The sequence below is a fragment of the Ensifer sp. ENS07 genome, assembly GCF_014852185.1.
GTDB classification, from domain to species: Bacteria; Pseudomonadota; Alphaproteobacteria; order Rhizobiales; family Rhizobiaceae; genus Ensifer; species Ensifer adhaerens.
The window spans coordinates 1,299,234-1,311,305 of the sequence record NZ_JACVBE010000001.1; the positions used below are offsets into that span (position 1 = coordinate 1,299,234).

Annotated in this window: 18 protein-coding genes; 17 read left to right on the forward strand and 1 reads right to left on the reverse strand. The window is 61.5% G+C overall.

All coding sequences use genetic code 11. The annotated features are described in order from the left end of the window. The first annotated feature begins 5 nt into the window (after nucleotides 1-5). The 17 genes from IB277_RS06580 (at nucleotide 6) to IB277_RS06660 (ending at nucleotide 11,676) form a co-directional block, all read left to right on the forward strand. A complete protein-coding gene (locus tag IB277_RS06580) occupies nucleotides 6-1,265 on the forward strand; it encodes a phage portal protein (protein WP_192370832.1) in 1,260 nt (419 codons plus the stop codon). Then, complete coding sequence (locus IB277_RS06585; protein WP_192370833.1) at nucleotides 1,243-2,085, forward strand: head maturation protease, ClpP-related; 843 nt, start codon at nucleotides 1,243-1,245, stop codon at nucleotides 2,083-2,085. Before IB277_RS06580 ends, IB277_RS06585 begins: the two co-directional genes overlap by 23 nt. Before the next feature lie 11 nt (nucleotides 2,086-2,096). Continuing rightward, nucleotides 2,097-3,518, forward strand: coding sequence for a phage major capsid protein (locus IB277_RS06590; RefSeq protein WP_246812700.1), 1,422 nt, complete (start codon nucleotides 2,097-2,099; stop codon nucleotides 3,516-3,518). Between the two features lie 85 nt (nucleotides 3,519-3,603). After that, on the forward strand, nucleotides 3,604-4,065 hold the full coding sequence (locus tag IB277_RS06595) for a hypothetical protein (protein ID WP_192370834.1): 462 nt from the start codon (nucleotides 3,604-3,606) through the stop codon (nucleotides 4,063-4,065). A gap of 42 nt (nucleotides 4,066-4,107) precedes the next feature. Next, the gene (locus tag IB277_RS06600; protein ID WP_192370835.1) at nucleotides 4,108-4,398 is read left to right on the forward strand and encodes a hypothetical protein; all 291 of its coding nucleotides are present in this window, start codon (nucleotides 4,108-4,110) and stop codon (nucleotides 4,396-4,398) included. Nucleotides 4,399-4,445: 47 nt separating this feature from the next. Then, nucleotides 4,446-5,009: a head-tail connector protein gene (locus tag IB277_RS06605; protein ID WP_192370836.1), complete on the forward strand. Its 564-nt coding sequence runs from the start codon at nucleotides 4,446-4,448 to the stop codon at nucleotides 5,007-5,009. Then, entirely contained in the window at nucleotides 4,960-5,352 is a 393-nt protein-coding gene (locus IB277_RS06610) for a phage head closure protein (protein ID WP_371813566.1), read from the forward strand. The genes IB277_RS06605 and IB277_RS06610 overlap by 50 nt, the downstream gene beginning before the upstream one ends. Continuing rightward, complete coding sequence (locus IB277_RS06615) at nucleotides 5,352-5,534, forward strand: hypothetical protein (protein ID WP_192370837.1); 183 nt, start codon at nucleotides 5,352-5,354, stop codon at nucleotides 5,532-5,534. The genes IB277_RS06610 and IB277_RS06615 overlap by 1 nt, the downstream gene beginning before the upstream one ends. Next, the gene (locus IB277_RS06620; protein WP_192370838.1) at nucleotides 5,534-5,977 is read left to right on the forward strand and encodes an HK97-gp10 family putative phage morphogenesis protein; all 444 of its coding nucleotides are present in this window, start codon (nucleotides 5,534-5,536) and stop codon (nucleotides 5,975-5,977) included. Before IB277_RS06615 ends, IB277_RS06620 begins: the two co-directional genes overlap by 1 nt. Nucleotides 5,978-5,995: 18 nt before the next feature. Next, nucleotides 5,996-6,367, forward strand: coding sequence for a hypothetical protein (locus IB277_RS06625; RefSeq protein ID WP_246812712.1), 372 nt, complete (start codon nucleotides 5,996-5,998; stop codon nucleotides 6,365-6,367). Between the two features lie 9 nt (nucleotides 6,368-6,376). Continuing rightward, complete coding sequence (locus tag IB277_RS06630) at nucleotides 6,377-7,072, forward strand: phage tail tube protein (protein ID WP_192370840.1); 696 nt, start codon at nucleotides 6,377-6,379, stop codon at nucleotides 7,070-7,072. 9 nt (nucleotides 7,073-7,081) lie between these two features. Next, nucleotides 7,082-7,432: a GTA-gp10 family protein gene (locus IB277_RS06635; RefSeq protein ID WP_192370841.1), complete on the forward strand. Its 351-nt coding sequence runs from the start codon at nucleotides 7,082-7,084 to the stop codon at nucleotides 7,430-7,432. Nucleotides 7,433-7,446: 14 nt separating this feature from the next. Then, the gene (locus IB277_RS06640; RefSeq protein WP_192370842.1) at nucleotides 7,447-7,728 is read left to right on the forward strand and encodes a hypothetical protein; all 282 of its coding nucleotides are present in this window, start codon (nucleotides 7,447-7,449) and stop codon (nucleotides 7,726-7,728) included. A gap of 1 nt (nucleotide 7,729) precedes the next feature. Further along, entirely contained in the window at nucleotides 7,730-9,997 is a 2,268-nt protein-coding gene (locus tag IB277_RS06645; RefSeq protein WP_192370843.1) for a phage tail tape measure protein, read from the forward strand. After that, nucleotides 9,990-10,706, forward strand: a complete 717-nt coding sequence (locus tag IB277_RS06650; RefSeq protein WP_192370844.1) for a hypothetical protein — start codon at nucleotides 9,990-9,992, stop codon at nucleotides 10,704-10,706. The genes IB277_RS06645 and IB277_RS06650 overlap by 8 nt, the downstream gene beginning before the upstream one ends. Next, nucleotides 10,703-11,269, forward strand: a complete 567-nt coding sequence (locus IB277_RS06655) for a hypothetical protein (RefSeq protein ID WP_192370845.1) — start codon at nucleotides 10,703-10,705, stop codon at nucleotides 11,267-11,269. Before IB277_RS06650 ends, IB277_RS06655 begins: the two co-directional genes overlap by 4 nt. Next, complete coding sequence (locus tag IB277_RS06660; RefSeq protein WP_371813567.1) at nucleotides 11,254-11,676, forward strand: hypothetical protein; 423 nt, start codon at nucleotides 11,254-11,256, stop codon at nucleotides 11,674-11,676. Before IB277_RS06655 ends, IB277_RS06660 begins: the two co-directional genes overlap by 16 nt. Before the next feature lies 1 nt (nucleotide 11,677). Here IB277_RS06660 and IB277_RS06665 read toward each other — a convergent pair whose 3' ends face one another. After that, nucleotides 11,678-12,070: a hypothetical protein gene (locus IB277_RS06665; RefSeq protein ID WP_210339579.1), complete on the reverse strand. Its 393-nt coding sequence runs from the start codon at nucleotides 12,068-12,070 to the stop codon at nucleotides 11,678-11,680. Nucleotides 12,071-12,072 lie beyond the last annotated feature (2 nt).

A 12,072-nucleotide genomic window follows, 5' to 3' on the forward strand; every position in this document is an offset into this window, starting at 1 on the left:
ACACCATGGCATTCTGGGATCGTTGGTTCCGAACTTCGGAAGCCGCCACACCGATGGCAGCCGCGCCCGATGGCGGCGTGACGGTCACAACGCTCGCCGAGCTTCAGGACATGCTCACAGGTAGCGCGAATTCTCTCAGCGGTGAGCGCGTGACTCCAAACTCGGCGATGAAGATCGCTGCGGTTTATGCCTGCGTTCGCATCATCAGTGGTGCGCTCGCCACCATGCCGCTCGATATCAAGCGGCGCGTGGGTGACAAGCGGTTGGATGCGTCCGATACGGAGCTGTGGAAGGTCCTTCGACGCCGCCCGAACAAATGGCAGAAGCCGCATCAGTTCAAGCGGATGATGCAGGCGCATGTCCTGTTGCGCGGGAATGCCTATGCCATGATCGTCCGCACGGCGGTCAGCAAGGAAGTCCAGGCGCTCATTCCTCTGCACCCGGATCGGGTTGAAGCGCGACAGCGCGACGACCACTCGATGGAGTATATCTACACGCGTCCGGACGGCGGTCGCGTGACGCTCAGGCAGGACCAGGTCTTTCACCTCTTCTGCCTGACGCTTGATGGTGTGACGGGCGTGACGCCGATCACCTATGCTCGCGAGACGCTAGGCAGCGCGCTTGCGATGGAACGATATGGAGCCAAGACCTTCAAAAACGGCGCCATCGTCGGCCAGGTCCTGAAGCATCCCGGGAAGCTCGGAGTCGAAGGGCAGAACAATCTCCGGTCCAGTCTTGAAGCTTATCGCTCCGGCGGTGAGAACGAGGGCAAAGACCTGATCCTCGAGGAGGGGATGGAGGTCTCGCGCATGGCGCTCACAGCGCAGGACGCGCAGTGGATTGAGAGCCGCAAGTTCACGCGAACCGACATCTTTATGTTTTTCGGCCTGCCGCCACACATGGCCGGCGATACGGAAAAGTCGACCAGCTGGGGTACCGGCCTGGAGGCGCAGAGACAAGGCTTCCTGGACTTCACGCAGGAAGACTACCTCGTGATGTGGGAGGAAGGTGTTACCACCGATCTCACTCCAGAGGGCGGCGACCTCTACGCCAAGTTCAACCGCTCCGCCTACGTGCGGGCCGACATGAAGACCCGGTGGGAATCTTACAGCAAGGGCCGGCAGATGAAGGTCCTCTCCGCCAACGACGTCAGGCGCTACGAAGATCTCGACCCGATCGAAGGCGGCGATGTCTACGAAAACCCACTGATCACGGTTGATAGCCCTCAAGAGGAGCCCGGCAATGAGCCTTCGAACGCTGCCTAAGGCGCGGACATTCGAGCGTCCGCAGAACTTCCAGTGGGACGCGCCTTCCGACGTCCTGGCGCGTTGGGCGGAAAACCCGCTTGCCGCAGCAGACGACAACGCCAACACAATCTCGATCTTTGACGTCATCGGCGAGGATTGGTGGACTGGCGGCGGTTTCACGGCGAAGCGGTGCGCGGCTGCGCTGCGGGTGATCGGCAACAACGACGTGACGGTGCAGATCAACTCGCCGGGTGGCGACATGTTTGAAGGCATCGCGATCTACAACATGCTGCGCGATCACCCGGCGAAGGTCACCGTACAGATCATGGGTTGGGCGGCTTCTGCTGCATCGATCATCGCGATGGCCGCCGATGAGATCGTGATGGGGCTTGGAACCTTTGTCATGGTTCACAATGCCTGGGGCGTCGTTGTCGGCAACCGCCACGACATGCGCGAGAGCGCGACGATCTTCGACGGCTTCGACAGCGCCATCGCTGATATTTACGAGGCCCGGACAGGCATGGAGCGCAAGGCCATCGAAAAGCTGATGGATGCTGAGACGTTCATGGGTCCGAGCGAAGCGGTCAAGAACGGTTTCGCCGATCGCGTCGACGACGGTCTCAAGGCGGAGCCATCGAACAGCTCGCATTCCGAAATCAACGCCAGGCGGCGTCTCGATGCCTGCCTGGCACGAACCGGCGTCCCGCGTTCCGAGCGGCGCCGGATGCTTCAGCAGGCTGCCGGCACGCACGACGCTGCCGGCGAAACTACAACGGTCACGCAGGACGCTGGCCTCATCGCTGCCGCAAAGCAGCTCATCGAATCCATTCGAACCTAAGGGAAACTCCCATGAAAATTGGACATCTTCTCGCGACATTCGCTGTCGCCGCGATCGTCTGCGCCGTTGTCGCTGCTTCCGCCTTCGGCCCCCTCGATCTTCACGCCATGGCCTCCAGCTCCGACCTCGTCGGGACTTCACTCGCTATGACCATGGTGCCTGGCTTCAATCTGCGCGCACGCGGCATCACCGGCGTCCGGGCCGATGGCAACAATGCCACGCAGATCCTCAATGAACTGAAGACGACCTTCGAGCAGTTCAAGGCCGCGCGTGAGGAGGAAATCAAGGGCATTAACGCCAAGTTTGCGGATGTCGTCACCACGGAAAAGGTCGACCGCATCAACAACGAAATCACCGCGCTCAACAAGGCGCTGAATGAGGCCAACCAGCTGATTGCGGCTGCGGCACTCGGAAACACCGGCGGCACGAAGCACGATCCCGACGTCGAGGAGCATTCGCAGGCGTTCAACAAGTTCTTCCGCAAGGGTGTCGACAATGGCCTGCGCGACCTCGAAGTCAAGGCGAAGCTGACGACCCAGTCCGATCCGGACGGCGGCTACCTCGTGCCGGAGGAAACCGAGAACACGATCGACCGCGTTCTCGGTGTCGTCTCGGCCATCCGCAGCCTGGCTCGCGTCATCCGTATCTCGGGCAGCGAGTACAAAAAGCTCGTCAACATCGGTGGTACGACCTCGGGCTGGGTCGGCGAAGAAGACGAGCGCCCCGCTACTGGCACGCCGACGCTTCGCGAAATCGTGCTGGCCTGCGGTGAGATCTATGCACAGCCGGGCGCGACCCAGACGACCTTGGACGATGCTCGTATCGACATCGCATCCTGGCTGGGGGACGAAGTCTCGATCGAGTTTTCCGAGCAGGAAGGTAAGGCCTTTGCGTCCGGAAATGGCAAAAAGAAGCCGCGTGGGTTCCTCACCTATGACAACGTGGCCGATGCCAATTGGGCTTGGGGCAAGATCGGCTATGTTGCATCCGGTGATGCCTCTGGCTTCGCTGGTGCCAGCGCTACCGTCAGCCCGGCCGATGCGCTCATCGACCTCTACTATGCCCTCAAGGCTGGATACCGGCAGGGCGCTTCCTTCTTGATGTCCGACAAGGTCATGGGCACCGTCCGCAAGTTCAAGGATGCGGATGGTAATTTCATCTGGAATGCGCCCTCCGCAGTTGGTGAAGTAGCGACGATTCTGCAGAAGCCGGTCTATACCGACGACAACATGCCGGCCGTCGGAGCCAATGCGTTCCCGATCGCATTCGGTGACTTCCGGCGCGCCTATACCATCGCAGATCGCACCGGCATTCGTGTACTGCGCGACCCCTTCACCTCGAAGCCGAACGTCCTGTTCTACACCACCAAGCGCGTCGGGGGCGGTGTAACGAACTTCGAAGCCCTGAAGCTGATGAAGATCGCGACGAGCTAAGGCGCATCGACGGTTGCGCCTGCGAGGTGGCCAAGGTTGCTGCCTCGCCTTCACCTCCATTTTCTCATCGAAAAGGATTGGTCCGATGAAAGACCTGCATTCCGATATTACTGTCACGACGATCGTCATGGCAGCGCTCGCCGCCGACAACACTCCGGCTGCACTCGACCTCAAGGGTTACAACGCAGCCGAGATCCTGCTTGGCGTCGGCATTGGCGGCATCACTTTTGATGCGACCAACAAGATCGAGTTCAGGCTCACGCACGCCGATGACAAGGCCGATGGTTCCGCCCCTGATCCGGGTGACTATACCGCCGTCGACATCGACGACGTGCTCGGCGTCTCCTCCGTCGGAACCGGCGGCATCATCAAGGCGCTAACCGCCGCTCATGCTGCCGCCGCTGCCTACCGTGTCGGCTACAAGGGCGGAAAGCGCTGGCTCAAGCTCCTGGCCGATTTCAGCGGCACGCACGGTGCAGGAACGCCGCTCGGTCTGTTCCTGATCAAGGGACACGGCGCGGACAACCCGCAGGCCAATCAGATCTGAAGCCGCTGGCGGAACACCGCCGGATAACCGGAGACTTGAACCATGCTTGCAAAAGTGAAAACGCCGTTTCGCGGCGTTCCGGATGGCCTCATTCATCCTCGGGATTTTGCGGCAGGCGACATCGTCGAGGGTGACCTCGCCGCGGTTGCTGTCGCTGAGGGCTGGGCCGCAACCGAAGAGAGTGACGGCGCCGGCGGCGTTGCTCTCGACAAGATGAAGGTCGAGGAGCTGAAGGCGCACGCAACGTCCTTGAGCATCGACCTCGGCGCCGCAAAGACGAAGGCGGAAATCATCGCCGTCATCGTCGCGGCCACCTCTGGCGCAACCGAGTAAGATTCATGCACCGTCCCGTTCTTGTTACGCCACCGGCGGATCTTGCCGTGTCGATCGAGGAAGCGATGCGGCAGTGCCGTATCAGTGCCGACGATTATGACCCGGCAGGATTGACGGAGATCCAGCAGCTGCTCGGCGCCTACATCCTTGCCGCGACCGAGCTTCTCGACGGCTGGACCGGCATTCTGGGGCGGTGCCTGAAAACTCAGGTCTGGCGGCAGGATTTCGACGGGTTCGCCCGTTGCCTGCCGCTCGGCCTCGGGCCGGTCAGCGCGGTCGGCTCTGTGACCTGGCGCGACAGTGCCGGGCAGGTATCAACGGTTGCCCCGAGCGATTACACGCTCAATACGGATGGCGGCGGCCGGAGTGCCGTCCGCTTCCGTAATGCCTGGTCGATGCCGGGCGACCTTGATGAAAGCGCCGCAGTTTCGGTCACCTATTCTGCTGGCAGTAGCAGCGTACCGGTTCCCATCCAGCAGGCGATCCTGCTTTCCGTCGGAGCCTGGTACGAGAACCGGGAGGAAGTCGTGGTGGGTGCGACGGTATCCAGCTTGCCGGCCAGTGTCGCTGTCGATCGCTTGCTGGCGCCTTATCGAAGGGTGGGGCTTTGAGATGCGTATCGGAGAATTGGACCGTCGCATCACGATCGAGCGGATGGCAGTGACCGCTGACGAATTCAACTCTCCGGTGGAAACCTGGAGTCCTTTCATCACGGTCTGGGCGCGGCGAAAGGATAGTTCTGATCGGCTCAGAACGGAAGTGCTTGGCGCTGAGCAGGTAGGGTCGTTTCTGCTGTCGCATTTTGTGATCAGGTATTCGCCGAAGGCCAGGACGGTCAGCCCGATCGACCGGATCAATTACGACGGGCGCATCTGGAACATCAAGGCGACGAAAGAGACCTCGGAGGGGCGCAATCGCTTCATCGAGATCTCTGCCGTTCGGGAGAACAACTGATGGCCACGGCTGTGCTGAAAGTCCGCATTCGGTTTCGTTGGTGGGTGAAGCCTCTGGTCTATGCAGCCGTCGTGCCTGCGGTGCTGATCGAGGTCTGTCTGGGCAGCGCTCGGTGCGAAGTGTTCCTTGCAGCCGTCGGAGGTTTCGTGGCGGAGCATGGCGCTTTGTTTGAGGACGACTGATGGCCAAGGGGATCACGGTCAAGGTCGAGGGGCTCAAGGACCTTGAGAACGCTCTGAAGCAGCTGCCGCAGGCTAATGCGAAGGCGGTGCTGCGGCGGACCCTTAAGGAAGCGGGTGAGCCGATCGCGAGGGCCGCCCGGGCGAAAGCGCCGAAGTTCGAGATGCATCTCTCCGAGAGCATCGACGTCGGAACGAAACTGTCACGCCGTCAGGCCGGGCTCCACAAGAAGCAATCGCCCGTCGAGATGTTCGTCGGACCTGGTCCGGATCCTGCCGCGCACCTTGATGAGTTCGGCAGCGTCCACGGTCCCGCTCAACCTTTCATGCGTCCGGCGTGGGATGAGAACAAGAGCAAGGCGCTCGACACGATCGCGAACCTGACTTGGGTCGAGATCGAGAAGACTGCCGCGCGCCTGGCGAAGAAAGCCGCGAAAGGCAAATAGCCGATGGAAGAAGCTTTGATGAGCCTGCTGCTGGGAGCGGCCGGGCTGACGGCGCATGTTGGTACCAGGGTAAACTGGACGGTCAAGCCGCAGTCGATCGAGGGGCGGCCATACATCGTCTTGCAGCGGATCGACGGCGCGCGCGACTATCATATGCGCGGCGCCTCCGGATACGTGACGAGCCGCGTGCAGGCAGACGTCTACGCCGAAACCTACACCGCCTCGAAGAAGGCCGCGCGCGCCTTGATCGCGGTCGTGTCCGGATATCGGGGCGGTATCTTCCAGGGCATTTTCATCGATTCGGAACGTGATCTCCCGGCGGCGGACGCGGGAGAGGTGACGCAGCTTTTCCGAACGTCCGTCGACCTGATCATTCATCACACCAACTAGGAGAGTAAGATGCCTGAAACCTTGGCCTCGATCGGCTATGGCTCATTCTTCCATGTCAGCCAGGACGATGGCGCGACATGGATCGAGCTTGCCGAAGTATTCGACATCACGCCGCCGAGCGACACGGTCGATGTCGTCGATGCGACGCACATGCAGTCGCCGAACCGGACCCGCGAATTCATCTCCGGTCTTTCCGATCCCGGCGAGGCATCCTTCGAAATGAACTTCGTGCCGGGCTCGGCCTCGGACGCGAAGATCCGTGAAATCCGCACCTCCGGTGCGCGCGTCAAATGCCGCATCACTTTCCCGAACTCGGTCGCATGGATCTTCTCCGGCCTGGTCACCGGTTATGAACCGGCGGTTCCGACCGACGACAAGATGACGGCGACCGTCACCTTCAAGGTCACCGGTTCCTACGTATCGACGCCGGCCGCAGCACCCGTCAATTCCGTGCTTCCCGCGATCAGCGGCGTAGCGCAGGTCGGGCAGGTTCTCACGGCCTTCCCGGGTGTCTGGAGCGCTGCGCCTTCCTTCGCCTACCAGTGGAAGAAGGGCGGCGTGAACATCGCCGGCGCCGTCAACCCGACCTATACGCCAGTTGGCGGCGACGTCGGCGCGGCGATCACTGTGGCTGTCACCGCGACGAACACGGCAGGCTCGGCGACCGCGACCAGCGCGGCGACGCCGAACGTCATCGCGGCTTAAGGAGCTGATATGGCAAACCCGCTTCGCGGCTCGGTCCCCCTTCAGGTGGGGGACCGTTCCTTTACCCTGTCATTCTCGATCAACGCGCTCTGCGAGCTTGAGACCGAACTCGACCAGCCGGTCGCAGTGATCGTCAAAACCATCCAGAACCCGGAGGCCTTGCGCCTCAGCACCGTGCGCTCGCTCGTATGGGCCGGCCTTCAGGATCATCATGCCGGGCTCACCCTTGCGGAAGTCGGCATGCTGATTTCGGAAGCGGGCTTGCAGCCGACGATCACCAAGGTCGGCGAAGCGTTCCGATTGGCATTCCCTCAGCCTGAAAAGGCGAAGCCCGGAAACCCTCGGAAAGCGAAGGCCTAGACCCACTCAGGCTGTTGCGGTCATGGGTCGCGGCCGGACAGGATCCTTCGCATTTCTGGCGGCTCACGCCTCGTGAAATCGGCGTCGTTCTCGACGGCGCCGTCGACCGGATGAAAGGGGAGCATAACGATCGCGCCTGGCTCGCCTGGCACATCGAGGCTCTCGCCCGCCACAAGAAACTCCCCCGCCTGAAAGAACTGACGCACGACGCGCCGAAAGGACCGCGCCGGCGTCAGACGATGGAAGAGCAGATCGCCATCGCTGAGGCGTGGACGGCAGCACTGACAAGGAGATGACATGGCTTCTGCCGTTATCGGTTCGCTCCGGGTCGTCCTCGGCATCGATACCGCCGCATTCGACAAGGGGCTTGGCGACGCCATGAAGACCCTTAAGGGCGTCGGCAACTCCATGCAGTCGCTCGGCAAGACAATGTCGCTGTCACTGACGGCGCCGATCGTCGGCTTCGGGGCCATGACTGTGAAGACGGCCGGTGACTTCGAGGCGGCGATGAACCGTGTCGGCGCCGCGTCCGATGCCAGCACGGGTCAGCTGGAGGCCATGCGCAAGATGGCGCTCGAGCTCGGCTCGGATACCTCGAAATCAGCCTCTGAAGCCGCCGATGCTATGGAGATGCTGGCGAAGAATGGCCTCAGCGCAGAGGACATCATCGGTGGCGCGGCGGCAGCGTCCATCAAGCTGTCCGAGGCTACTGGCGGCGACCTGTCTACGGCTGCGGACGTGGCCACGAATGTCATGGCGCAGTTCAAGGTAGAGGTAAAAGACCTCGGCCGCGTCGTGGACGGTATCACTGGCGTGACCCTGGCTTCGCAGTTCGGGTTTCAAGACTACAAGGACGCGCTTGCGCAGGCCGGCGGTGTAGCCGGTTCTCTCGGCGTCAGTATCGAGGAATTCAATTCGGCCATTGCGGCGACATCCTCGGTTTTTAATAGCGGCTCCGACGCAGGAACATCTTTCAAGACATTCCTGACGCGCCTTGTTCCGCAGAGCAAACAAGCGGCCGCCGCGATGGATGAACTGGGCATCAAGTTCTTCAACGCTGACGGCTCGATGAAGTCGATGTCTCAGATTGCCGAGGTGCTGAAGACGAGTCTCGCCGGCCTGAGCGATGAGGCGAGAAACGAGGCCCTTTCGGATATTTTCGGGGTTGACGCCATGCGGACGGCCATCGCCCTGGCCGATCAGGGCGCCGCCGGGATCGACAAGATGACGGCATCCGTTTCGCGGGCTGGTTCTGCGGATGAGCAGGCGGCGGCGAGAATGAAAGGCTTCAACGGCGAACTGGAGAAGCTCGGCGGCGCCTTCGAGACCTTGCAGATCGCCATTGCCGATAGTGGGCTCCTGGCGATGGTCACCAGCTTCGTTTCGATGCTGGCCGGATGGATCGATTCGCTTGCCAGCACCAGCCCGGCGCTCTTGCAATGGGGCACCATCCTCGCCGGTCTGGCTGCCGTTCTCGGTCCGCTGCTGATCACCCTTGGGGCGATCGCGTCGGCCATCGCGGCGGTCGGCCTTCCGATAGCTGGCGTCGTGGCCGGGCTTGGATTGTTGACCACCGCCGTCATCGCGTTCTGGCCGGAAATTCAGGCGGCGTGGGAGTGGGTGAAAAAGCTAGTCGATATCTTCATCCAGCTTCACACAGAGGCGCTGGTCGCCGTCATCGCTAAGTTTGAGGAGTTGCGGACGGCGATCATTGCATCGCTTGCAGGCCTCGGCGAGCAGATCCTCGCGACCTTCAGGGCTCTGCCCAGTCAGATGATGCAGATCGGCGCCGACATCATCAACGGGCTCTGGCAGGGTATTCAGAACAAGTGGGAAGAGCTGAAGGGTGGTGTCGCCGACATCGCTTCGGGGATCAAGGACACCTTCACCGGCTTCTTCGACATCAATTCGCCGTCGCGCGTCATGGCCGAGATTGGCCAGTTCATCATGCAGGGCCTCGGCAACGGCATGGAGAGCATGCGTGGCCAGGTCGTCGGCGTCGCCGGTGGGGTCGCATCCGACGTCAAGGGATCGTTCGGCGAAATCGAGAACGCAGGAGAATCTCTCGGCCAGAGTTTCGCAAGCGCATTCCAGGGTGTGATCGACGGCTCGAAGAGCGTCAAGGAAGCGCTCGCCGATCTGCTCGGGTCTCTTTCCGAAACATGGATGAACCAGGCGTTTCAGGCGCTGCTCGGCGGCGGTGTCGCCGGCAACAGCGGCGGCCTTCTCGGCTCGCTCTTTGGTGGCTTGGGCTCATTGATCGGCTTTGCTAATGGCGGTTCGTTTGAGGTGGGCGGCGCCGGCGGCATCGATAGCCAGCTGGTCGCATTCCGTGCGAGCCCGAATGAAACGGTCTCGATCACCAAGCCCGGGCAGGAGCGGGGCTCAGGAGGCCAGCCCTATGTCATCCGATCTGACGTCAACGTGACTGTCGACGGTGAGGGGCGTGTCAAGGCCTACGTCGAGCGATCGAAGGCGGAGGCCGTAGCGACGTCGGCCCGAAATGTCGTTCCAGTGATGGCGAGCTATCAGACCAACAAGGTGGGCGGAGACTATCGTGGCTGACATCCTTCACTGGCCTGCTGATCTCCTGCCAGCAAGGGAAATCGCCGCCAATCCGGTACCGTTCTCTCGCACTGGTGGCCGCACGATCAATGGTCTTGAGCGGACCATTCGGACGGATCGCGGGTTTTGGAGCATCGCGCTTAACGGCGTGTTGCTGCATACCGTGGCGCAACGGCGGGCATGGAACGCGCTTCGCACCGGGCTCGGCGGTCGCTCAGGCCTCATCGCAATTCCCGCATGGAGCTGGGACACGGCGCCCTATGCATCGGGATCGATCGAGCAAGATCTGATGACGACACATTCGGACGGCACGCCGTTTTCGGACGGCACGCTCTATTCACAAGGCTCGATCGCCGTGCGATGTGCGGTGACGGCGGAGATCGGTGCGTCGACGGTGAAACTGAGCCCTTTGTCCGCGGAGCCCGATCTCGCAGGGGTGCGCTTCAGTTACAATCACGCTCTTTATGAGACCGGGCCGGCAATCGACACCTCCGGTTCGGTCTGGACTGTGCCGGTATTCCCGGCCATCCGGGCGACCATACCGGCAACTGCTGATCTGGAATTCAATCGGCCAACCTGCCTTGTCCACCTTCAGGACGATCGCGGTATGGATGTTTCGATGAACCCGAGCAAGATCAGTGAGCACAGCGTGAACTTCGTCGAGGCCGTCGACTATTGGTCTGATCTTGCGGCGGGGCTGCTGGCATGATCGATTTCGTTCGCATTCTGTGCGTGATGACGTTTCCGAGCGCGACCGTGCGCTTTTGGGATGGTTCCGGCCCGTTCCTTGACGAGGAGGGGATTCTTTGGCGGCAGGCTAACCTTGTCGAGGGTGGGCTCGATGCTATCGAGATGGCGATCAACGGCGAGGCCTTTACGCTGACGCTCGGGATTTCCGGGCTCGATCGGCTCAGCGCCGATCTCGCCTGGGGAGATTACCAGAATGGCGAGATCATTGGGGCCAAGGTGCAAATCCTGACGCAAGATTGCGACCGATGGGGGCAGGCGCTCGGTGCTCCTGACGTACGCTTTACCGGGTTGATCGACGACATCACCTTCGAGAAGGTCGCCGACAGCAGTCAGGTCACGACCTCGGTCCGCGTGGATATCGTCAACCGCTTTACGCTGAGGACGCTGGCGAATGGAGGTGTGTACTCCGATATCGACCAGAAGGCACGGTCGGCAGTTCTAAACCCTTCTGCGCCTCCCGACCGCTTTTGCGAGCGCATTCCGCTGATGATCGACAAAACTATCAGGTGGCCGAACTGGTGATGTCGATGGAGCGGACGCTGGCGGAATTCCTGCGCGCATATGGAGAGAAGCCATGGCGACCGGGACAAGTGGACTGCTGCATGTTCCTCGCCGCTTGGGCGATCTGGCTGGGGCATACTGATCCGGCGGCGCATCTGCGCGGCAGTTATGACTGCGAGGAAGGATTTCGGTCGATTGTCGATAAGTCCGGCAGCATGACGGTGCTCGTAGGCTCCTGCGCCTCGCTGATCCGAGGCCGGAGGCTTCAACGACCGGTTTGCGGAGCCATAGGTGTCATTGGGAGCGCGATCAATGTTCATCGCCAATTCGGCGCTATCCACGACGGCGAGCGCTGGCAGGTTCTGCTCAAGCAGGGGATTGGGCCGATGACGGCCCAATCCTTGGCAATCTGGTCAATCGAGGTGTGACTTAACCGCCGCCGTCCACGCCGGCGCACTCGTACGTGAACTCGTACTGTGGCTCCAGCACCAGATGGCCGCCGGTTATTCTGCAATTCGCCCTGCCAGACTGTGCAAGATACTGCTGTGCGGCGGCTCTGTGACGTTGTTCAGGCGACATTGAGGCGGTTGATGCCAGCCCGAGAGTTGCGCCCTTTGCGACGCCAATCGCTGTTGATTTGCCGATGCTTGGTGCTGTCATCAAGGTCTTGTCCGTACGGTGTTCGAACACCCTGTAGGTATCATCCGACATCGCGACGGTCGTGTAGCTGGCGGGGTAGGACATTGCCCTTCCCACCCCGGATGTCGAAGTGCAGGCAGCCAGCGGGGCTACCGCGAGAATTACAATCAGAGATTTCCGCATCA

Excerpts from the sequence above, each read along its gene's own strand:
- IB277_RS06635 (WP_192370841.1), top strand. The coding sequence starts at position 7,082 with ATGGCAAACCCGCTTCGCGGCTCGGTCCCCCTTCAGGTGGGGGACCGT.
- IB277_RS06630 (WP_192370840.1), top strand. The coding sequence starts at position 6,377 with ATGCCTGAAACCTTGGCCTCGATCGGCTATGGCTCATTCTTCCATGTC.
- IB277_RS06615 (WP_192370837.1), top strand. The coding sequence starts at position 5,352 with ATGGCCACGGCTGTGCTGAAAGTCCGCATTCGGTTTCGTTGGTGGGTG.
- IB277_RS06620 (WP_192370838.1), top strand. The coding sequence starts at position 5,534 with ATGGCCAAGGGGATCACGGTCAAGGTCGAGGGGCTCAAGGACCTTGAG.
- IB277_RS06595 (WP_192370834.1), top strand. The coding sequence starts at position 3,604 with ATGAAAGACCTGCATTCCGATATTACTGTCACGACGATCGTCATGGCA.
- IB277_RS06580 (WP_192370832.1), top strand. The coding sequence starts at position 6 with ATGGCATTCTGGGATCGTTGGTTCCGAACTTCGGAAGCCGCCACACCG.
- IB277_RS06585 (WP_192370833.1), top strand. The coding sequence starts at position 1,243 with ATGAGCCTTCGAACGCTGCCTAAGGCGCGGACATTCGAGCGTCCGCAG.
- IB277_RS06645 (WP_192370843.1), top strand. The coding sequence starts at position 7,730 with ATGGCTTCTGCCGTTATCGGTTCGCTCCGGGTCGTCCTCGGCATCGAT.
- IB277_RS06625 (WP_246812712.1), top strand. The coding sequence starts at position 5,996 with ATGAGCCTGCTGCTGGGAGCGGCCGGGCTGACGGCGCATGTTGGTACC.
- IB277_RS06665 (WP_210339579.1), bottom strand. The coding sequence starts at position 12,070 with ATGCGGAAATCTCTGATTGTAATTCTCGCGGTAGCCCCGCTGGCTGCC.
- IB277_RS06590 (WP_246812700.1), top strand. The coding sequence starts at position 2,097 with ATGAAAATTGGACATCTTCTCGCGACATTCGCTGTCGCCGCGATCGTC.
- IB277_RS06655 (WP_192370845.1), top strand. The coding sequence starts at position 10,703 with ATGATCGATTTCGTTCGCATTCTGTGCGTGATGACGTTTCCGAGCGCG.
- IB277_RS06600 (WP_192370835.1), top strand. The coding sequence starts at position 4,108 with ATGCTTGCAAAAGTGAAAACGCCGTTTCGCGGCGTTCCGGATGGCCTC.